This window comes from Paenibacillus sp. J2L1-98 (assembly GCF_056269405.1).
The window spans coordinates 23,911-42,495 of record NZ_JBWDNW010000022.1; the positions used below are offsets into that span (position 1 = coordinate 23,911).

Genomic DNA, 18,585 nt, shown 5'->3' on the forward strand with positions numbered 1-18,585 from the left:
ATATATAAAGGATACTCTGCAGCAATCATTTGGTGAAGCCGATATTGGACCATATATCGATAAGAGGTCTGACGAGAACATAAAAGAAAGGAGCTCATTGACCAATTAAGGAATAGCATGGATAAGGTGGAACAGTGAAAGCATTTAAATTAACTAAAGAGGAGCCCAATAATGAGCCTATTATGTGGTATGAAAAAATTAGAATCCCAACATGCTCCAATTATGAAGCTGACTTTAGAGGAACAGCATCGCATCTATGAATTAATATCCATGAACTCTGATCATCCAGATTTCAACATGCTTGAATTCTTGGAATTGTATTATAAAGCAAATCCAGACTTATCCTTTATGCTTTGTGATGCGGAGGACGAGTGGTAAAGCTTGTAAACATTCTCCATCAATTTTGGAATTTCGCTGATATAACGTTCGGGATGGTTTTTGGAGAGTAACTTAACCAAGGGCTCAATCGTTTACAGTCCTAGTCATTGATGTTATGCTATATATACAGTATTCTGATTTTTAACCGATGCTGTAACCTTAGCTAAGGAGACATACTTTTTTGGTTTAGCTGTATCCTTTAACGGACAAGCTTGTACCAGGAGGAGTGTGTATGCCAAAGCAGGGTAACTCGGAAGGAGGTCGGCATAAAATGAAGACTGAAATAAAACCTATTCGTCCAACACACTTGGAGTTCGAATCGGAAGAAGAAATGAATAAGTTCATCAATTATGCGACCAGTACGAAAAAGACATCTGATCCTGGTTTAGATCGCTTGCGTCAATTGAAGAAAACTCATAAACGTGCACCGGAAAGGAAATAACTTCTGGAACAATGCTAACGTACAAACATATATCATTCGAACACAAAGAGGCTATTGACGGATTTAATTGTTCTGATGAAATCAGTGTTGAACTCTTTTTAAAAGAACAAGCTTTAAAATTACATTTACTTCGATCAGCGGTTACCCGTCTGTATTTTGATGAAAGTCAAAACCTAGTCGGGTTTTTTACTTTGTATAACGATCATGTTCATCTATTTCCTAGTCAAAAGGCAAGACACGGATGGAAACTTCCTGAGCTAGACATGTTCCCAGCTGTGAAATTGCACTATATTGGCGTCGACATCCGTCATCGGGATCGTGAACTTCATCGGTATGGAGAGTATTTACTTGGTGAAGTTGTGGATCTTGTAGAGGATATAGCAAAAAATAGCGGATGTAACTTCATCACGATCGAAGCATTGCCAAGCGCTCTTTCATTTTATGAGAAATATGGCTTTAAAGTTAGTTCGAGGCAACGAGGAAATGGCGATCTTTATAACATGGTATTAAAACTTGGTGAACTAGATGAGTAATGATAAGGCTCCTTTTGGAGCTTTTTTTATTTGGTTCTTTCCAATATTATTCCGTATAGAAGGATAAGCCCCTAGACTGACTGACTAGCCTAGGGGCTTATCTGCTATTTTACCTGTCTTCTTCCACTGCCGATCCGATGCGTTACGTAGTCTACGACATCTGGTGGATCGGCAGGCTTTTTTGTCTCTTCGCGGTGGGCAATCTTTAGCGTTTTTCTTACCACGGCCCCGGCTGCGTATTCCATTACATCGTCGAGGGTGATGTGATCGATCTCAGCTGTCCGAGCGTTATGAAGGTACACCAGCGTTTCCATGCCGGCGACCACTTTCGGTGAGAGATGGACAAGTATTGGCTGCTTTTCACGTTTACCAAATAAGGCATCCCCAAGCCATGACATACTAAACCAACCTCCCGCGTCTTAAGGTATGCATATCCTGTTGGTACGTAAAGTGCCCCCGGCGCATATCTCGTTTGTATTTATTGTTTATCCGTTTCATGAATTCTTCGCTGTCCAGGGCATACTCAATGGCTTCGGTATAAAATAAATTCAACGAGATGTTATGACGGAAACTAAGCGCATCGATTTCACTATGGGTCACTTCATCTATCCTGAGTGTCACCCGGTGCTTTTTATCAATCCGATCTGCCCTCTTCTCCATTGCCGATCATCCTCCACTTAAGTTGATTATCTTCGCTGTCATGACGTCATGACAGCGGATTTATAGGTTGGAGGGAGGCTGATTGAGGAAATATCCCAGCCTCCTTCCTTCTCTGGCCTAGAAAATATCATTCATTACCTCTGCATCGTTTTCTTCTTTCTCAGAAGCCCTGAAATCGGAAACCTCCTGACTGTATGTAGTGCTTACTCCGCCTTTTCCAGCCACCATATGAGCGTATAGTACGGACTTTACAAAACCGCTAAAGTTTTTGCCGCTTTGTGCAATAACCCACTCAAACAGATCCCGTTGGTGATTATTTTCAATGTTGAAGCTGATGGCTTTTCGTGCGAAGCTCATACACCACCTCCTGCACGATAGAAACCGATGGCGTTCGCAAACAAAGGATTTGGCAAAGGCTGCGCTTTCGAAAAATATGGCCTAAGCAGTTCTGCGAGCTCTTCTGCGCGGCCCCCGCTTATCAAAACGTGATCAGTGGAAGACCATTTCTTACCGAGTTCACCCGCGATTCGAGCCGCCATTTGCCTGGGATTATCGGTCTTATTCGTATTAAACCCAAAAGGCAATGTGCCAGAATCCCGGTCTACGTATCGCTTATCCCGCATGGTCACGTAATTAACGGTCTTACTTCCCGCATCAATGACACGTACTAGGCCATCTTGAGGATCCGACCAGAACGCTCCTCCTCCTTCCACTGCCACTTTAACGTCAGTAACCCGGATCATACGACGATTACCATTTACTTCGATATCCCATTGTCCCTTCAAAAGATTACGCATAGCCTCTTTCGAGTCTGGACGATGATGTTCTACAGGTAAACCTGTTATGATGGATACATTTGAACAACCGGCAAGGTGGATCGATACCAAGGCAAGAAGCAATGTATCGTTATGAGTTTTATCATCGGTCATCATGTAACGTCCAAATTCGGATTCATTAGCTGCCAAGTTTCCGATAAAATAGCGCTCGCCCTGAAATACCGCTTCTATGTCGTCATCACGCCGGGAGAGAAGCCTGCGTTCTCGCCACTCCCCCACGATTGACGGAATATACAAGGTATTCCCTCCTGTGTACGCCTTAACCCCATTTCTTCCGATATCAAGTCCAATGTAATGGTGTTCCATATAAACCCTCCTTCAAACGTAGGTAAAACGTAGATGACCTCAGTGCCCCTTACGTTTTACGTATGTTTGATGTTATGCAGCACCGCTTGTCCATCTTTCCACACTTGTGATGAAATATTTTTGATTACATGACAAAAGAGACGTTTATCGTTTCAGAATCTTGTCTAAACTGATGCTATACAGTGAGTTCGTGATTCGCGGAAGGATGAGTAAAATGCTTGGAAAGGAACGCAATCGATTTGGTATATTCATTGATCGCCATGGGATAAAACAAGAGAAAATAAGAGAAATATCAAAAGTTAGTCGAGAGACCGTTTCGAGGGTCTGCAAAAATAGAGATGATATGCCTGCCGGTAAGACGATGAAAGCATTAGTGGACGCGGTACGTAAGCTTACCGGTAAACAAGTCAAATCGGATGATTTTTGGATGTAGAGCATTCTAAATTTTAGGTGTAATACTAGGCGTTACCGAGTAATGTCGGTAAAGCGCGTCCCCTATCCCTGACCCCTTCGCCGGCTGCGAGCGTAGAGATTAAACTTGAACCATGACCTGTACATACAGCTGTACAGGTATTAACTCCCCTATCGTTATTTCCTTAAAGATCTTGATGCCTTGCATCTCCCTGAATCATATAGGTGGTAATCCCATGAAAGAGTAACTAATTTTTCTAACTGCATCAGATGTATACGTAGCTACCAGGGCTAATTGGCTTACGAAATCATGAAGGAGTCGCCAAACCGGTATGGAGGAACGAATGCAAAATCAGAACCGGGATCTGTTTCGAGCTGCTGGCAAAAGAAAGTAATGGCTTAAAATTCATGATCGAAACAAGAACTAATATTGCATACTAATGGAGGCGGCGGTGCTTACATGACGATCAAACAATCGCCCCTTTAGATGCTTTTTATCTAATCTAGCAGCCTAAACTTTACCATACAGCTGTTCATATGCACAGCTGTATATACAGGTCTGAAAAAAAGTAGTTGCTGTTCGTATTCATTGTGGTAGAATACAGTTATACAGTTTATGTTGTGAATACAGGTATACAGTTTTAAGGAGGTAACAATGGGGATTGTTATTAGTTTTGGTATTCAAAAAGGTGGAGTCGGTAAAACGACGGCTTGTGCGATTTCTGCGCATCTTTTGTCTAAAGAAGCTCGCGTGCTAGCCATTGACTTTGATAGCCAAGGTAACTTAACTGAGTTTCTCACACGAAGGGATATTTACGACTTTACCAAACAAACGATTCTTGAAGCGATTCAGGAGAAGAATCCAACGCCATATATTGTACGTATCACAGATAATCTTGATTTAATACCTGCAGAAGATATTCTATCGACGTTCAGCCGGTGGTTATATCGAGACTACAAAGGTGATGCTACTCAGGCGCTGAGAAAAACCATCGATATGGTCAAAGACCGGTATGATTACATACTGATTGATTTACCGCCAAACCTTGGGGATCAGACGATTAATGGTTTGACTGCGAGTGATTTTGCAGTCGTGATCTTACAGTCTGAGCCATTTTGCTATTCAGCTCTAGAACGTTATCTTGAAACCCTTACTGTCGTACAGCAACGAACGAATGAACGACTTGCTTTGGCTGGTATACTAATTGCTATGAGTGATGGACGAGCCGGTATAGACAATTCCATTGTTGAAAAGGCAAAAGATGAATATGGTCCGATGGTGTTTAACAGTATAATCAAACGGCGCAGCCGTATTAAAGAGTATGTTCTGGAAGGCATTCAGGATAGTACAAAGTTTGATCAAAACGTATTGGAGTCATATATAGGGTTTGTTGAGGAGTTGAAGCAGCGTGTCAACCAATAAGGCTGATAAATTTAAATCACTTATGCGTTCCCCTTCTGGGAACCAAGAGACTAAAGAAGAAATTATTTTCCCGAGTGAAATTACGAAAAGTCCTGCTCATGAATTGGTGCAAATCAGCGGGAAAAAGAAAGCTACCTTTGAACTTGATGCTGAATTGCATAGATGGCTTAAGGTTCACGCACTTACGATCAATAAAGACATGGTCCAGGTTCTAGAAGAGGTATTACGAAAGTATCGTTCTGAAACAGAGAGGTAATAGCCCTCTTTGTTTCACCTGTATACCTGTACATATGTACAGGTATATGCAGGATAAAGCATCATATCGATCATACGACTAGATTAGACTAATCGATTATTTTATCTTGTTTATCTTTGATTGTGAAGGGTTAAATTTTTAACCCTCCCCTCATAGGCCTGCCCCCTGTATGATAATCCTACCGCTTGTTATTTCATATCGAATTTTCTGAATCTGTGATGAGCTTGTCATGTCATCAAAAATATCTCTTCTTTGCTTTATGCAATGAGCATGAAAAGCTTTCGGAAGAAGATCGATGCTTGAGCTTTAGTTACTTGATGAAGTTGTCTCAAGACCACCAACAAGAATTGGTCTATTCCCCCAGCGTATCGTCCCTAAATGCCAAGCGACACCGGAAAAATCATCCGGGTTCCATTGGCATTCTTAACGGGACTTGCTCAGAAGCAGAACTAAAAAGTCAATACAGTCCACTGTACATATGTACAGCTGTACAGGAGTACATACACATGTACATGTGTATGTACAGCCATATGTACATGTGTACATGTGTATGTGAGTACAGCTATACAGTTTTCAAATGCCATTCCATTCTATTAATTGGTATGATAGAATGAGGGCACAACCAAAATACAACAAAATAAGCCATTGTTTCGGCGGCTCGGTGCTGGAAACACCGAAGCTGCTTCATCCGATTACGAGATCGGTGAAACAGGCGCATCACAATGACTTTTGATACCTTATTATACCCTGATTATTTCTAAAAAATCAAGGGCTTAGTATAGGTTTCTATAGACATGTCGAAGGCTCCTGATTCCCTATTGGAATCGGGAGTCTTTTTCGTTGTTAGGGTATCTTCGTTCGGTTAAATATCAACTAACTAGAGAGATTGTTACATAAAAAGCGATGAAAAAACTAAATAACCGGCGTTCGTTTCCAATTTTTAAAAATTGGACTTCGAAGGCTTAGTTTCCTATTGTCTTTTTTAGGATTCTGAGCCTGGATGAGCCTTCGCCAGCTCGGTGGGATCAGGAGACCACGGTAAAAGACCTGCCCAATTTATGTGGCGAGCCGGAGGCTAGTGGATTGGTGATTGTCGGGGGTTGTCACGTATTGGCCGTGACCACTTGCGCCGGAAAACCGGGCGTGCAGTGAAGCTTTACTCTCGTAGTCTGCCTACCTAACCGGGGGCAGACAATCCGGCAAAAAACGAAGTGCAGCCCGTATGCGATATGACTCTATCGTGGGCTGCGACCGTTCCGAAAAGTACGTGGTACAGACTCGAATGAACCTTGCTGGAAACTGTTCAAGGGAGAGTAGACCACGGTTTGAGAAGTCGCTGAAAAAGCTGTGGTGGCAGATTGGTCAATAGGAACCGTAACCAATCCGGGGCAAGTACCCATAAGTAAGCGGGCCGTAGAAATACGGCGTGGCAGAAACAACTCCTGGGAGCCGTTCCCCAATGCGTGACGGCCGAGCCATTCTGTACATCTTATCCCATTTAGGCTGTTTTATTTTTTTTATTCAGCCTATCGGGATAAGGTGAACTGTGTCCACCCCGCACGATCCATTCTGATTTCGGCTTCGCCATGCGTCAAGCATTATGAAGCTAAAAATCATTAAATGTAAACAGTTCACCGATAATGCAGGGGCGGGCGTGGGGAGGCTGATTTAATCAAGTACAAGCGAATGCTTGTTACCTTTTGAATTGAAAATTCTTTTTATTAAATCTGCAAGGAAATGGACAGATGGTCAAGATTGGAGAAAGGATCGTAACCTTAGTATCTTTATGAGAGGATTATAAAGATGATTTAATCGGTGGTGAGTATAGCCGTGAAGTGAGTCGAGGTTTGGGGGCAACGTGTTCTTTGTTGTCCCCACTCCGAGGCGAGCTGCGCGGAACCGTAAGGAAAGTTATTTAATGAACAAAAATCATCTTTAACACCACTGGGATATAATTTCCAGAAGAAATGTTTGATGGTCCACCAGAAAAAAATGCTTAAGCTTTATAAAGGGGATATGTTTAATTGCACATTGGTATGCGTCAAACTGTCCTAATTATGAAAGCATGGTGGTGGCTCGTTGACGCTTACGGATTTTTTTTTAGACTAAACTTACTGTAAATAAAAAATACAATCACAATATACTCTTTAATACAACACATTGTATGTTATTGTTGATACTTAACATATTCTCCGCTATATCTATATTCTGTCGCTCCTCCTCCTCCTGAAGGTCCCTTCGAACTCCGAGCAAATGCCGTTGGGTAACACACGACCTCGCTGCTGACGCAGCCATACTGAAAAAGCCTCCAATACAGCGCGACTTCGCACCTGGCTTGTGGTATGGCCTTCTTCTGGCTCTCTCAGATCACGCTCAATGGCAAATAGCTGGTTACAAAACGCGAGTCCTTGATGAGCGGCCGTTTCGCTTGAGCTCTCTGATGCAGGCAGCACTTTTAATGCCTCATCGAACTTCCGGCGTGAAAATACCCAGCAGACCACAAGTGTGACACACTTCACCTTATGTTAGCCGTTGTATCCATCTACATGCAGATAGCCGCTGAAGCCCGTCAAGAAATTACGCGGGTTCTCGGCCCCTCGTGTCGGACGGTAATCGTACAGCACGATCGGCGCACCAATGCGGTCTGTCCGGTACAGCCACATTATACGACTCGGATGTATTTGAACCCTATACAATTGAAACGTACGAAGCTAAACTACGACTTCCTGACGGCAGAATGTTCGGCATCTGAGGTTCCTATATAATGGAGCTTAGTAGTATACTTGGCGACTATTCATGTGAAGAGCAAGCACTAAATCAACCCCAAGGCCGAATACCCTTTCCGGTTGTGGTTAACAAGATTCGAAAAAGTTGAATCATCCCCCCTTGCCGTAAAAACACGCAAAGCGTTCCTTTCAGTTGAGTTTCTATAATTGTCCTTCTTAACGATCTTCAATTAGAGTGGTAAAGCCTTCGTTTCCATAGTGGTTTAATTCTAAGAGGAAAAATCTATATTTTTTTCTCTTTAGTTTGGATTTACAGGATCCTCGATTTTCAAACACACCGTTTATACCTTGTCACCTGTACATATGTACAGCTGTATGTACAGGTTGTGTATTCGACTTGAGATATGATGCTCGTATCCAGGGTAGAGCCCGGGATACAGCATCTTTCCGGGAACTGGAAAAAAGCAACAAAATGATTTTTCCGCGGCAGTCGTGCTTTACGAATCCTCAATTCCTTGAGCGTTCCTAAAATGATTTGTGTTAGCTTGTTCGTCTTCAATAAAACGGGATGTGACCACATTCATAAGGGAAGAATCCCTATCAGTCCTTCGCGTCTTCCTTCGATATATTCCCGGACTTTATTTAACGTAATTACAATTTCACCAGCCTCATGCTCGAGCCATTCGATGCTTCTTCCGGATCCATGTTGCCATACATAAACCTACCTATAACACAACCGATCAGAAGCTGTATCAATTTCGCTGACCAATGTTTCGCCTTCAGTCAGCTTGATCTTTAAATCAGCCTTGTCGCATTTCATGGCGTGTTGATTTAATACATTCTCGATATTGATTTGCTCAAGTGCTCGACAGTTTGGGCTTGAAACGAGTATCTCATTGCTGCGCACATCATTATCCAACTACATATCCAATTCATTTAGAACGGTTAAGCATCCCGGTATCGGCACATGCTAGAGCTATCATACGAGAAGAAATCTGAACAGCAACAAAAACTTTTACAGAACTGTACATACAGCTGTATGCTGATGCGTAAGATAAATAGCAGTTATGCTCCCCCCCCCCCCCTTTCCCGGTTGTGCGTAGCCAGATTCAAGAAGATGTATCTTTCACCTTATCGAAAAATAAAAGCAAATATTTGGCCTTCCTGGTGATATTCAATCAGAGTCGTAATAGCTTTGTCTTTCTGTTAGATATATTAACGAAGGCAATATCCATATTTTTTTCTCTTTTATTTAAAGATTATGATCATCGATTTTCAAACACACTGAGATATATCCTTCACACACTTCGATTGTACATACAGCTGTACATATGTACAGCTGTATGTACAGGCTTTGTTTCCGATTTTAGATATCTAATTCGAATTCGGGGGAGGGTCTCCGCCTGCGGGGTTCCAATCGCGAATTGGCAAATCAGGAGAGAGTTAAATTTCCACGATAGCCGCATCTTTAAGAAATGCGAGCCCTACTTGAAATAATTTGCATTGTCTTACATCTTCTCCTACAACAAAACGGCATGTTTCTCCCACCAGGTGCAGAAGGAGTGATTCAGGGGCATTCTCCGGTATTCTCCTTCATTGGAGTAAGAAATAAAGTTATAGACTGACGATGCGTCATTACACAAACAGGCAATTAATTGAGTAAACCTAACTGAATCCATGTGATCTTGAGACTAATGATGTAAAAGTTGACTACTGCCTTTTACTGATGATCTTTTGAAGAGAATCCTTTATGATAAACAAATAAACGATTTGAGGTGATAACGAATGGATATTAGAGAAACAGGCATTATTCTTTTCTGCGAGGATTACGAATTAGTATTAAAGTTTTATTCCGAACAACTTGGCATGAAAATCCGTCAACGTGGTAAGGACTTATCAATTTTGGATTTCGGCGGCAGTTACCTCATGCTTGAGGAAAATGGTGTAGCTTCAGATAAAGAAAAAACAAGATCGCAAAATCCAACGGTGATTCGACTCAACGTTAATAATTTTGATTCAGCTGTATCGGAGATTGCAGCACGTGGAGTAAATGTTGAAGTGAAGAGCTTTGAATGGGGAACGATAGGAGTAGTTATTGATCCCGAAGGAAATAGAATTGAATTAAAAGATTAAATGGCAGAGCCTTCCCTGAAGGATTATCTGGAGAGGTGATCGGCGCCATGGTCCCATCCTTTGTTTTCAGATAGGTTACTCTTTATTTACAAAAATATACTTTGATATAAGCAGGAAATTTCTCACTCGTTGTCGAAATTGACAGAAAAAGGGGGAATCATGATGTTTAAATCCGGATTTATCTTAGCTACCGATGCGCATTTATCAGCTGCTATGTTTAACAAAACACCGGTTAGGGCATGGCAAGACGGTGAGATGATCGACAATGGTGGTGTGATTGAAAAGCAAGATGAGCATACCGTGTCTATAAACAACATGCATTACATGAAGTCCGCTTGCGAATTCAAGGTTCGCTAAGCGGCTTTTTTATTTCATCAAACTTCCCTTGATACAAATCATCCAACAGATGAGTGAGCATGATCTTCTTTGCAACCCACATCAAAATCATTCCGCTATCAATGCCCTTGGTTTCGTCATAACCTTCAATTTTCAAGCGCAGCTGCTCGGCAGTCTCTTCAAGATGCTGGATTAATTTCTGACGATCAATGCTCAAGCTGGGCACCCTCTATATCCCGGATAGCAAACCATTCGCCATCTACCATAAAACGGCCGCTATGTTGATCGACCCGTTCGATGATGCCAACGATCTCCAGATCCTCGAATTCATGAAACATTCGTAGCTTAATCTGCTGCCGCTGCTGCAGTGAATGCCCCACGGCACGTGAAACGTCTTCCCATTCTTGCTCATCGAGCTCGATCCTCTGCCGCTTTTGTCTTTCACGATCCCACTCATTCAAAGCCACTTTATGCTCAGGCAGCATCATTCGGCTGCTTTCCCACATTCCGTTGCCTTCGAGTTTCTTGCGTGGTTTTGTCGCCATTAGAACACCGTCCTCATAAATTTGATGTTCTTATTATATGCGAACAATTGTTCTATATTCAAGAGTTAAGAAGTGACATTTGCTTCTAACGGTTGATGTTGCTACTTCATAATTTCCTATGCCATCATTGCGCGATGGCAGCTGCGTATCTCGGCTACGTCTGATGCAGAGAGAACAAGTGCGTACTCTCATGAGGTTATTCTACCTCGAAGATTCTGGGTGGTGTAGGGTCAAAATCTTCAAGGAATTAACGGTAGGGAAGAAGTCGGTTGAAATACCTGTACATACAGCTGTACATATGTACAGCTGTATGTACAGGTACAGTTCGAATCCCTCAGTTCGGCCGCTTACACGGTTGCGTCCGCGCTTCGCCAACATTACTCGGTAACACCCAACATTACACCTAAAATATTGGATGCTCTACATCCAAAAATCATCCGATTTGACTTGTTTTCCGGTAAGCTTACGTACCGCATCAACTAACGCCTTCATCGTCTTACCGGCAGGCATATAATCTCTATTTTTGCAGACCCTCGAAATGGTCTCCCGGCTAACTTTCGATATTTCTCTTATTTTCTCTTGTTTGATCCCATGCCAATCAATGAATTCACCAAATCGACTGCGTTCCTTTCCAAACATCTTTCTCATCCTTCCGTGAATCATGAATCACTGTATAGTCTCAGTATGGTCAAGATTATGAAACGATAAACGTCTCTTTTGTCATCTATTCGAATATATTTCATCACAAGTGTGGATATAGATGCCCTGTACATATGTACAGTTACACAGGTGAACTTCTATTTCTGCGGAACCTGAACCTTAGCCAGCTCTGTGGGATCAGAAGATTTGGAATCCGGAGTCTTTTTCGTTGATAGGGGAACTCCGTTCCATTCATTATCAGAGAAAGACTGAATTGCTCTTGAAGAGAGGCATAAGGTTAACCTATACGTTGGCGCTCTAGAAGCATCGCTGCTTTTCCTGGGATACGTCTGATGCAGAGAGTAAGATTAGTACTCTTTCATGAGATTTCTACTCCAAGACTCTGGAGATGCTGGGCCAAAATCTTTAAGGATGTAACGGTAAGGGGATGCCGGTTGAATACACCTGTACATACAGCTGTACATATGTACAGGTGATAGTTTAGATTTATCCCTACGCTTACAGCCGGCGAAGGGGCCCCGGTTGCGGTAGTACTTCGCCGTCGGTAGAACCCACAAATCTTACTCCTAAAATATAGGTTGTTCTACATCCAAAAGTCATCTGAGTTGACTTTTATCCGGTAAGCTAGCGTGCCGCAATCACTAATGATTTCATTGTCTTACCGGCAGGCATATAATCTCTATTTTGTAGACCCTCGAAATGGTCTCCCGTAGTTTTATCCCATGCTGGTCAATGAATTCATCAAATCGACTACGTTCCTTTCCAAACATTTTTCTCATCCTTCCGCGAATCACGAACTCACTATATAGCGCAGTATAGACAAGACTATGAAACGATAAACGTCTCTTTTGTCATCTATTTAAAAATATTTCATCACAAGTGTGGAATGATAACCTGTACATATGTATGTACATATGTACAGGTGTACAGGTTTATTTCTATATCTGCGGCACCTGAGTCTTAGCCAGCTCGGTGGGATCAGGAGATTTGGAATCCGGAGTCTTTTTCGTTGTTAGGGTAACTCCGTTCCATTCATTATCAGAGCATGACTGAATGGCTATTGAAGAGGGGCATAAGGTTGGCCTAAACGTTGGCATGCGCTAGAAGCATCATCCGGCTGCTTTCCCACATGTCATTACCCTCAAGTTTCTTAGGTTGTTTGATCGTCATGTAATCACCACCTATCTCTTTAGTATTATTTGCGAACATTAGTTATTGTTTAGGTTAATTTTAATTCATTACTCCATTTTTGCGGGAGTGATTCTTCTGCCAGCTGCTCGAGGAACAGGTCATAGTTCAGTTTGACCCTTCGTCCGCAGTTGGAACGGCTTATCCTGCTGCTGACGGCGCTTCTGCGACATTGCTCGGTAACACCAAACCTTACACCGAAATATAGGATGTTCTACATCCAAAAGTCTTCTGATTTGACATGTTTTCCGGTAAGCATACGTACCGCAGCCACTAATGCCTTCATCGTTTTACCGGCAGGAATATAATCTCTATTTTTGCAAACCCTCGAAACGGTCTCCCGGCTAACTTTTGATATTTCCCGTATTTTCTCTTGTTTTATCCCATGCCGGTCTATGAATTCACCAAATCGACTGCGTTCCTTTCCAAACATTGTCCTCATCCTTCCGCGAATCACGAATCACTGTATAGCCTCAGTATAGACAAGACTTCGAAACAATAAACGACTCTTTTGTCATGGATTCAAAAAAATTTCAACACAAGTGCGGAAATACACCTGTACAAATGTATGTACATATGTACAGGTGATGTTCTATATCTGCGTCACCTGAACCTTAGCCAGCTCGATGGGCTCAGGAGATTTAAAATCCGGAGTCTATTTCGTTTTTAGAGTAACTCCGTACCATTCACTCTCAAAGCAAGACTGAATCGCTCTTGAAGAGGTGCATGAGGTTGGCCTAAACGTTAATATGCTTTAGAAACATCATACGGTTGCTTCCCCACATACCATTACTCTCAAATTTCTTACGTTGTTTGATTATCATGTAAGCACCGTCGCCTCCATTATATGCAATATTAGTTTTTGTTTCGATCATGAATTTTAAGCCATTACTTTCTATTGCCAGCAGCTCGAAGAACAGATCCCGGTTCTGATTTTGCATCCGCTCCTCCAATACCGGTCTTGCGACTCCTTCATGATTTTATAAGCCGTTGAGCCCTGGCGACTGCGTATAGATCTGATGCAGTTAGTAAGATTAATTAGTTACTCTATCATGGAATTACCACCTCTAAGACTCAGGGAGATGCAGGGCATCAAAATCTTTAAGAAAGTAACGGTAGGGGGAGAAGTCGGTTGAAATACCTGTACATACAGCTGTACATATGTACAGGTTGAGTCAGATTTAGTCCTACGTCAGCAGTTCGGGCTGCTTTCCCGGCTACGGGCCGTGCTAAGCTGATGTTACTTGGTGAAACCAAACCTTACACATATAGGATGTTCTACATCCAAAAGTCATCTGATTTAACCTGCTCTCCAGTAAGCTTACGTACCGAACCCACTAATGCCTTCATCGTCTTACCGGCAGGAATATAATCTCAAACACTCGAAACGGTCTCCCGGTTCCCCATAATTTTTTTTCCTTCCGTGAATCACGGATCACTGTATAATTTCATTATGGACAAGCCAACGAAACAATAAACGTATCTTTTGTCATGGATTCAAAAATATTTCAACACAAGTGCGGAAAGATACCTGTACATATGTGCAAATGTACAGGTATACAGGTGAAGAACTGTATCTACTTAACCTGAGCCATAGCCAGGTCGGTGGGGTCAGGAGATTTGAAATCAGGAGTCTTTTTCGTTTTTAGGGTAACTTCGTTCCATTAATTATCAGAGCAAGACTGCCAGCAGCTCGAAGAACAGACCCGGTTCTGATTTTGCATTCGCTCCTCCAATACCGGTCTTGCGACTCCTTCATGATTTTATAAGCCGTTGAGCCCTGGCGACTGCGTATAGATCTGATGCAGTTAGTAAGATTAATTAGATACTCTATCATGGAATTACCACCTCTAAGACTCAGGGAGATGCTAGGCCAAAATCTTTAAAGAAGTAACGGTAGGGGGAGAAGTCGGTTGAAATACCTGTACATACAGCTGTACATATGTACAGGTTGAGTCAGATTTAGTCCTACGTCCGCAGTTCGGGCTGCTTTCCCGGCTACGGGCCGTGCTAAGCTGATGTTACTTGGTGAAAACAAACCTTACACAAATAGGATGTTCTACATCCAAAAGTCATCTGATTTAACCTGATCTCCAGTAAGCTTACGTACCGAACCCACTAATGCCTTCATCGTCTTACCGGCAGGAATATAATCTCAAACACTCGAAACGATCTCCCGGTTCCCCATAATTTTTTTTCCTTCCGCGAATCACGGATCACTGTATAATTTCATTATGGACAAGCCAACGAAACAATAAACGTATCTTTTGTCATGGATTCAAAAATATTTCAACACAAGTGCGGAAAGATACCTGTACATATGTACAAATGTACAGGTATACAGGTGAAGAACTGTATCTACTTAACCTGAGCCATAGCCAGGTCGGTGGGGTCAGGAGATTTGAAATCAGGAGAATTTTTCGTTTTTAGGGTAACTTCGTTCCATTAATTATCAGAGCAAGACTGCCAGCAGCTCGAAGAACAGACCCGGTTCTGATTTTGCATTCGCTCCTCCAATACCGGTCTTGCGACTCCTTCATGATTTTATAAGCCGTTGAGCCCTGGCGACTGCGTATAGATCTGATGCAGTTAGTAAGATTAATTAGATACTCTATCATGGAATTACCACCTCTAAGACTCAGGGAGATGCTAGGCCAAAATCTTTAAAGAAGTAACGGTAGGGGAGAAGCTGATATTAAGATACCTGTACATACAGCTGTACATATGTACAGGTTGAGTCGGATTTAGTCCTACGTCCGCAGTTCGGGCTGCTTTCCCGGCTACGGGCCGTGTTAAGCTGATGTTACTTGGTGAAAACAAACCTTACACAAATAGGATGTTCTACATCCAAAAGTCATCTGATTTAACCTGATCTCCAGTAAGCTTACGTACCGAACCCACTAATGCCTTCATCGTCTTACCGGCAGGAATATAATCTCAAACACTCGAAACGATCTCCCGGTTCCCCATAATTTTTTTTCCTTCCGCGAATCACGGATCACTGTATAATTTCATTATGGACAAGCCAACGAAACAATAAACGTATCTTTTGTCATGGATTCAAAAATATTTCAACACAAGTGCGGAAAGATACCTGTACATATGTACAAATGTACAGGTATACAGGTGAAGAACTGTATCTACTTAACCTGAGCCATAGCCAGGTCGGTGGGGTCAGGAGATTTGAAATCAGGAGTCTTTTTCGTTTTTAGGGTAACTTCGTTCCATTAATTATCAGAGCAAGACTGCCAACAGCTCGAAGAACAGACCCGGTTCTGATTTTGCATTCGCTCCTCCAATACCGGTCTTGCGACTCCTTCATGATTTTATAAGCCGTTGAGCCCTGGCGACTGCGTATAGATCTGATGCAGTTAGTAAGATTAATTAGATACTCTATCATGGAATTACCACCTCTAAGACTCAGGGAGATGCAGGGCATCAAAATCTTTAAGAAAGTAACGGTAGGGGGAGAAGTCGGTTGAAATACCTGTACATACAGCTGTACATATGTACAGGTCAGATTTAACCCTACACTCGCTGCCGGTGAAGGGACCCCGGTAGCGTACAGCGATTCGCCGACGTTTCTCGGTTATACCCACAAATCTTACATATAGGTTGTTCTACATCCAAAAGTCATCTGATTTGACCTGATTTCCGGTAAGCTTACGAACCGCAGCCACTAATGCCTTCATCGTCTTACCGGCAGAAGTATAATCTCTATATTTGCAAACCTTTGAAAGGGTCTCTCGACTAACTTTGGATAATTCCCGTATTTTCTCTTGTTTTATCTCATGCCGGTCAATGTTCATTTCCAAACATTTTACTCATTCTTCCGCGAATCACGAATCACTGTATAGTCTTAGTATGGCCAAGCCTACGAAACGATAAACGTCTCTTTTGTCATCTATTCAAAAATATTTCATCATAAGTGTGGAAAGATACCTGTACATATGTATGTACATATGTACAGGTATACAGTTGAAGTTTTATATTTTCGCAACTGTCAGCTCGATGGGCTCTGGTGATTTGGAATCCGGAGTCTTTTTCGTTGCTAGGGTAACTCCGTTTCATTCATTATCAGAGCATGACTGAATGGCTCTTGAAGAGGGGCATAAGGTTGAACGTTGGCATGCGCTGGAAGCATCATCCGGCTGCTTTCCCATATGCCATTACCCTCAAGTTTCTTAGGTTGTTTGATCGTCATGTAAGCACCACCTATCTCTTTAGTGACTCCATTATTTGCGAACATTAGTTATTGTTTAGGTTAATTTTAATTCATTACTCCATTTTTGCGGGAGTGATTCTTCTGCCAGTTGCGTATCTGGGATACGTCTAATGCAGAAAGTAAGATAAGTTTTCTTTCATGAGATTTCTACCTCCAAGACCCTGAGTGATGCAGGGCAGCAAAGTCTACAAGGAAGTAACGGTAGGGGAGAAGGCGAGTAGAATACCTGTACATATGTACAGCTGTATGTACAGGTCATAGTTCGGTTTAACCCTTCGGCCGCAGTTGGAACCGCTTATCCTGCTGCTGACGGCGCGTCTGCGACATTGCTCGGTAACACCAAACCTTACACCTGAAATATAGGATGATCTACATCCAAAAGTCATCTGATTTGACCTGTTTTCCGGTAAGCATACGTACCGCAGCAACTAATGCCTTCATCGTTTTACCGGCAGGAATATAATCTCTATTTTTACAAACTCTCGAAACGGTCTCCCGGCTAACTTTTGATATTTCCCGTATTTTCTCTTGTTTTATCCCATACCGGTCTATGAATTCACCAAATCGACTGCGTTCCTTTCCAAACATTGTTCTCATCCTTCCACGAATCACGAATCACTGTATAGACCCAGTATAGACAAGACTTCGAAACTATAAACGTCTCTTTTGTCATGGATTCAAAAAGATTTCAACACAAGTGCGGAAAGCTACCTGTACATATGTACAGGTATACAGGTGTAGTTCTGTATCTACGCTACCTGAACCTTAGCCAGCTCGATGGGCTCAGGAGATTTGAAATAAGGAGTCTATTTCGTTTTTAGAGTAACTCCGTTCCATTCACTCTCAAAGCAAGACTGCCAGCAGCTCGAAGGATAGACCCGGTTCTGATTTTGCATTCGTCCTCCATACCAGTCTTGCGACTCCTTGATGATTTCGTAAGCCGTTGAGCCCTGACAGCTGTGTATACATCTGATGCAGTGAGTAAGATTAGTAACTCTTTCATGGGATTACCACCTCTAAGACTCAGGGAGATGCAGGGCATCAAAATCTTTAAGGAAGTAACGATAGGGGAGAAGTCAGTTGAAAGACCTGTACATACAGCTGTACATACAGCTGTACATATGTACAGCTGTATGTACAGGTCTTAGTTCAGATTTAACCCTACGCTCGCTGCCGGTGAAGGGACCCCGGTAGCGTACAGCGATTCGCCGACGTTTCTCGGTTACACTCACAAATCTTACATATAGGACGATCTACATCCAAAAGTCATCTGATTTGACCTGTTTTCCGGTAAGCATACGTACCGCAGTCACTAATGCCTTCATCGTTTTACCGGCAGGAATATAATCTCTATTTTTGCAAACCCTCGAAACGGTCTCCCGGCTAACTTTTGATATTTCCCGTATTTTCTCTTGTTTTATCCCATGCCGGTCTATGAATTCACCAAATCGACTGCGTTCCTTTCCAAACATTGTTCTCATCCTTCCGCGAATCACGAATCACTGTATAGCCTAAGTATAGACAAGA

The 18,585-nt window shown here is 42.4% G+C and carries 19 protein-coding genes and 1 pseudogene; 7 read left to right on the forward strand and 13 right to left on the reverse strand.

The genetic code is table 11. The features are described 5' to 3' along the window. Positions 1 to 610: 610 nt before the first annotated feature. Together AC0YNZ_RS25665 and AC0YNZ_RS25670 are read left to right on the forward strand one after the other, a co-directional pair. Complete coding sequence (locus AC0YNZ_RS25665) at positions 611 to 820, forward strand: hypothetical protein (RefSeq protein WP_475829306.1); 210 nt, start codon at positions 611 to 613, stop codon at positions 818 to 820. Between the two features lie 11 nt (positions 821 to 831). Beyond that, on the forward strand, positions 832 to 1,353 hold the full coding sequence (locus AC0YNZ_RS25670) for an N-acetyltransferase (RefSeq protein WP_475829307.1): 522 nt from the start codon (positions 832 to 834) through the stop codon (positions 1,351 to 1,353). Between the two features lie 104 nt (positions 1,354 to 1,457). Here the strand turns inward: AC0YNZ_RS25670 and AC0YNZ_RS25675 are convergent, their stop codons facing one another. The 4 genes from AC0YNZ_RS25675 to AC0YNZ_RS25690 form a co-directional block, all read right to left on the reverse strand. Then, on the reverse strand, positions 1,458 to 1,751 hold the full coding sequence (locus AC0YNZ_RS25675) for a hypothetical protein (RefSeq protein ID WP_475829308.1): 294 nt from the start codon (positions 1,749 to 1,751) through the stop codon (positions 1,458 to 1,460). Position 1,752: 1 nt separating this feature from the next. After that, positions 1,753 to 2,013, reverse strand: coding sequence for a hypothetical protein (locus AC0YNZ_RS25680; RefSeq protein WP_475829309.1), 261 nt, complete (start codon positions 2,011 to 2,013; stop codon positions 1,753 to 1,755). Between the two features lie 117 nt (positions 2,014 to 2,130). Next, complete coding sequence (locus AC0YNZ_RS25685) at positions 2,131 to 2,370, reverse strand: hypothetical protein (RefSeq protein WP_475829310.1); 240 nt, start codon at positions 2,368 to 2,370, stop codon at positions 2,131 to 2,133. Next, positions 2,367 to 3,155, reverse strand: coding sequence for a ParM/StbA family protein (locus AC0YNZ_RS25690; protein WP_475829311.1), 789 nt, complete (start codon positions 3,153 to 3,155; stop codon positions 2,367 to 2,369). The genes AC0YNZ_RS25685 and AC0YNZ_RS25690 overlap by 4 nt, the downstream gene beginning before the upstream one ends. Before the next feature lie 214 nt (positions 3,156 to 3,369). Here AC0YNZ_RS25690 and AC0YNZ_RS25695 point away from each other — a divergent pair, with 214 nt between their 5' ends. From AC0YNZ_RS25695 to AC0YNZ_RS25705, 3 genes are all read left to right on the forward strand, one after another. After that, on the forward strand, positions 3,370 to 3,588 hold the full coding sequence (locus AC0YNZ_RS25695; protein ID WP_475829312.1) for a transcriptional regulator: 219 nt from the start codon (positions 3,370 to 3,372) through the stop codon (positions 3,586 to 3,588). A 633-nt stretch (positions 3,589 to 4,221) separates the two neighbouring features. After that, positions 4,222 to 4,989: a ParA family protein gene (locus AC0YNZ_RS25700; RefSeq protein ID WP_475829313.1), complete on the forward strand. Its 768-nt coding sequence runs from the start codon at positions 4,222 to 4,224 to the stop codon at positions 4,987 to 4,989. Then, complete coding sequence (locus tag AC0YNZ_RS25705) at positions 4,976 to 5,245, forward strand: hypothetical protein (protein WP_475829314.1); 270 nt, start codon at positions 4,976 to 4,978, stop codon at positions 5,243 to 5,245. The genes AC0YNZ_RS25700 and AC0YNZ_RS25705 overlap by 14 nt, the downstream gene beginning before the upstream one ends. A 2,243-nt stretch (positions 5,246 to 7,488) precedes the next feature. Here AC0YNZ_RS25705 and AC0YNZ_RS25710 read toward each other — a convergent pair. Beyond that, positions 7,489 to 7,908, reverse strand: a pseudogene (locus AC0YNZ_RS25710) (IS66 family transposase); the annotation flags it as partial. A gap of 1,848 nt (positions 7,909 to 9,756) precedes the next feature. On the opposite strand from AC0YNZ_RS25710, the gene AC0YNZ_RS25715 reads away from it, so the two are divergent. Together AC0YNZ_RS25715 and AC0YNZ_RS25720 are read left to right on the forward strand one after the other, a co-directional pair. Then, positions 9,757 to 10,104 carry a VOC family protein gene (locus AC0YNZ_RS25715; RefSeq protein WP_475829315.1) on the forward strand — a complete coding sequence of 116 codons (348 nt, stop codon included), beginning with the start codon at positions 9,757 to 9,759 and terminating at the stop codon, positions 10,102 to 10,104. A gap of 159 nt (positions 10,105 to 10,263) precedes the next feature. Continuing rightward, entirely contained in the window at positions 10,264 to 10,461 is a 198-nt protein-coding gene (locus AC0YNZ_RS25720; protein WP_475829316.1) for a hypothetical protein, read from the forward strand. Here AC0YNZ_RS25720 and AC0YNZ_RS25725 read toward each other — a convergent pair. The 8 genes from AC0YNZ_RS25725 to AC0YNZ_RS25760 form a co-directional block, all read right to left on the reverse strand. Beyond that, the gene (locus tag AC0YNZ_RS25725) at positions 10,448 to 10,657 is read right to left on the reverse strand and encodes a hypothetical protein (RefSeq protein WP_475829317.1); all 210 of its coding nucleotides are present in this window, start codon (positions 10,655 to 10,657) and stop codon (positions 10,448 to 10,450) included. The genes AC0YNZ_RS25720 and AC0YNZ_RS25725 overlap by 14 nt on opposite strands. Further along, positions 10,647 to 10,985, reverse strand: a complete 339-nt coding sequence (locus AC0YNZ_RS25730; protein ID WP_475829318.1) for a YolD-like family protein — start codon at positions 10,983 to 10,985, stop codon at positions 10,647 to 10,649. Before AC0YNZ_RS25730 ends, AC0YNZ_RS25725 begins: the two co-directional genes overlap by 11 nt. Positions 10,986 to 11,405: 420 nt before the next feature. After that, positions 11,406 to 11,624, reverse strand: coding sequence for a hypothetical protein (locus AC0YNZ_RS25735; protein ID WP_056628898.1), 219 nt, complete (start codon positions 11,622 to 11,624; stop codon positions 11,406 to 11,408). A gap of 1,423 nt (positions 11,625 to 13,047) precedes the next feature. Further along, complete coding sequence (locus AC0YNZ_RS25740) at positions 13,048 to 13,266, reverse strand: transcriptional regulator (protein ID WP_475829319.1); 219 nt, start codon at positions 13,264 to 13,266, stop codon at positions 13,048 to 13,050. Positions 13,267 to 13,570: 304 nt separating this feature from the next. After that, positions 13,571 to 13,774, reverse strand: a complete 204-nt coding sequence (locus AC0YNZ_RS25745) for a hypothetical protein (protein ID WP_475829320.1) — start codon at positions 13,772 to 13,774, stop codon at positions 13,571 to 13,573. Between the two features lie 3,110 nt (positions 13,775 to 16,884). After that, positions 16,885 to 17,037 (reverse strand): hypothetical protein, encoded by a 153-nt coding sequence (locus AC0YNZ_RS25750; protein WP_475829321.1) that lies wholly within the window; start codon positions 17,035 to 17,037, stop codon positions 16,885 to 16,887. Between the two features lie 390 nt (positions 17,038 to 17,427). Beyond that, positions 17,428 to 17,646, reverse strand: a complete 219-nt coding sequence (locus AC0YNZ_RS25755) for a transcriptional regulator (RefSeq protein WP_475829322.1) — start codon at positions 17,644 to 17,646, stop codon at positions 17,428 to 17,430. A gap of 665 nt (positions 17,647 to 18,311) precedes the next feature. After that, the gene (locus tag AC0YNZ_RS25760) at positions 18,312 to 18,530 is read right to left on the reverse strand and encodes a transcriptional regulator (protein ID WP_475829323.1); all 219 of its coding nucleotides are present in this window, start codon (positions 18,528 to 18,530) and stop codon (positions 18,312 to 18,314) included. Positions 18,531 to 18,585: the final 55 nt, after the last annotated feature.

Excerpts from the sequence above, each read along its gene's own strand:
- AC0YNZ_RS25665 (WP_475829306.1), top strand. The coding sequence starts at position 611 with ATGCCAAAGCAGGGTAACTCGGAAGGAGGTCGGCATAAAATGAAGACT.
- AC0YNZ_RS25670 (WP_475829307.1), top strand. The coding sequence starts at position 832 with ATGCTAACGTACAAACATATATCATTCGAACACAAAGAGGCTATTGAC.
- AC0YNZ_RS25675 (WP_475829308.1), bottom strand. The coding sequence starts at position 1,751 with ATGTCATGGCTTGGGGATGCCTTATTTGGTAAACGTGAAAAGCAGCCA.
- AC0YNZ_RS25680 (WP_475829309.1), bottom strand. The coding sequence starts at position 2,013 with ATGGAGAAGAGGGCAGATCGGATTGATAAAAAGCACCGGGTGACACTC.
- AC0YNZ_RS25685 (WP_475829310.1), bottom strand. The coding sequence starts at position 2,370 with ATGAGCTTCGCACGAAAAGCCATCAGCTTCAACATTGAAAATAATCAC.
- AC0YNZ_RS25690 (WP_475829311.1), bottom strand. The coding sequence starts at position 3,155 with ATGGAACACCATTACATTGGACTTGATATCGGAAGAAATGGGGTTAAG.
- AC0YNZ_RS25695 (WP_475829312.1), top strand. The coding sequence starts at position 3,370 with ATGCTTGGAAAGGAACGCAATCGATTTGGTATATTCATTGATCGCCAT.
- AC0YNZ_RS25700 (WP_475829313.1), top strand. The coding sequence starts at position 4,222 with ATGGGGATTGTTATTAGTTTTGGTATTCAAAAAGGTGGAGTCGGTAAA.
- AC0YNZ_RS25715 (WP_475829315.1), top strand. The coding sequence starts at position 9,757 with ATGGATATTAGAGAAACAGGCATTATTCTTTTCTGCGAGGATTACGAA.
- AC0YNZ_RS25720 (WP_475829316.1), top strand. The coding sequence starts at position 10,264 with ATGATGTTTAAATCCGGATTTATCTTAGCTACCGATGCGCATTTATCA.
- AC0YNZ_RS25730 (WP_475829318.1), bottom strand. The coding sequence starts at position 10,985 with ATGGCGACAAAACCACGCAAGAAACTCGAAGGCAACGGAATGTGGGAA.
- AC0YNZ_RS25735 (WP_056628898.1), bottom strand. The coding sequence starts at position 11,624 with ATGTTTGGAAAGGAACGCAGTCGATTTGGTGAATTCATTGATTGGCAT.
- AC0YNZ_RS25740 (WP_475829319.1), bottom strand. The coding sequence starts at position 13,266 with ATGTTTGGAAAGGAACGCAGTCGATTTGGTGAATTCATAGACCGGCAT.
- AC0YNZ_RS25745 (WP_475829320.1), bottom strand. The coding sequence starts at position 13,774 with ATGCAAAATCAGAACCGGGATCTGTTCTTCGAGCTGCTGGCAATAGAA.
- AC0YNZ_RS25750 (WP_475829321.1), bottom strand. The coding sequence starts at position 17,037 with ATGACGATCAAACAACCTAAGAAACTTGAGGGTAATGGCATATGGGAA.
- AC0YNZ_RS25755 (WP_475829322.1), bottom strand. The coding sequence starts at position 17,646 with ATGTTTGGAAAGGAACGCAGTCGATTTGGTGAATTCATAGACCGGTAT.
- AC0YNZ_RS25760 (WP_475829323.1), bottom strand. The coding sequence starts at position 18,530 with ATGTTTGGAAAGGAACGCAGTCGATTTGGTGAATTCATAGACCGGCAT.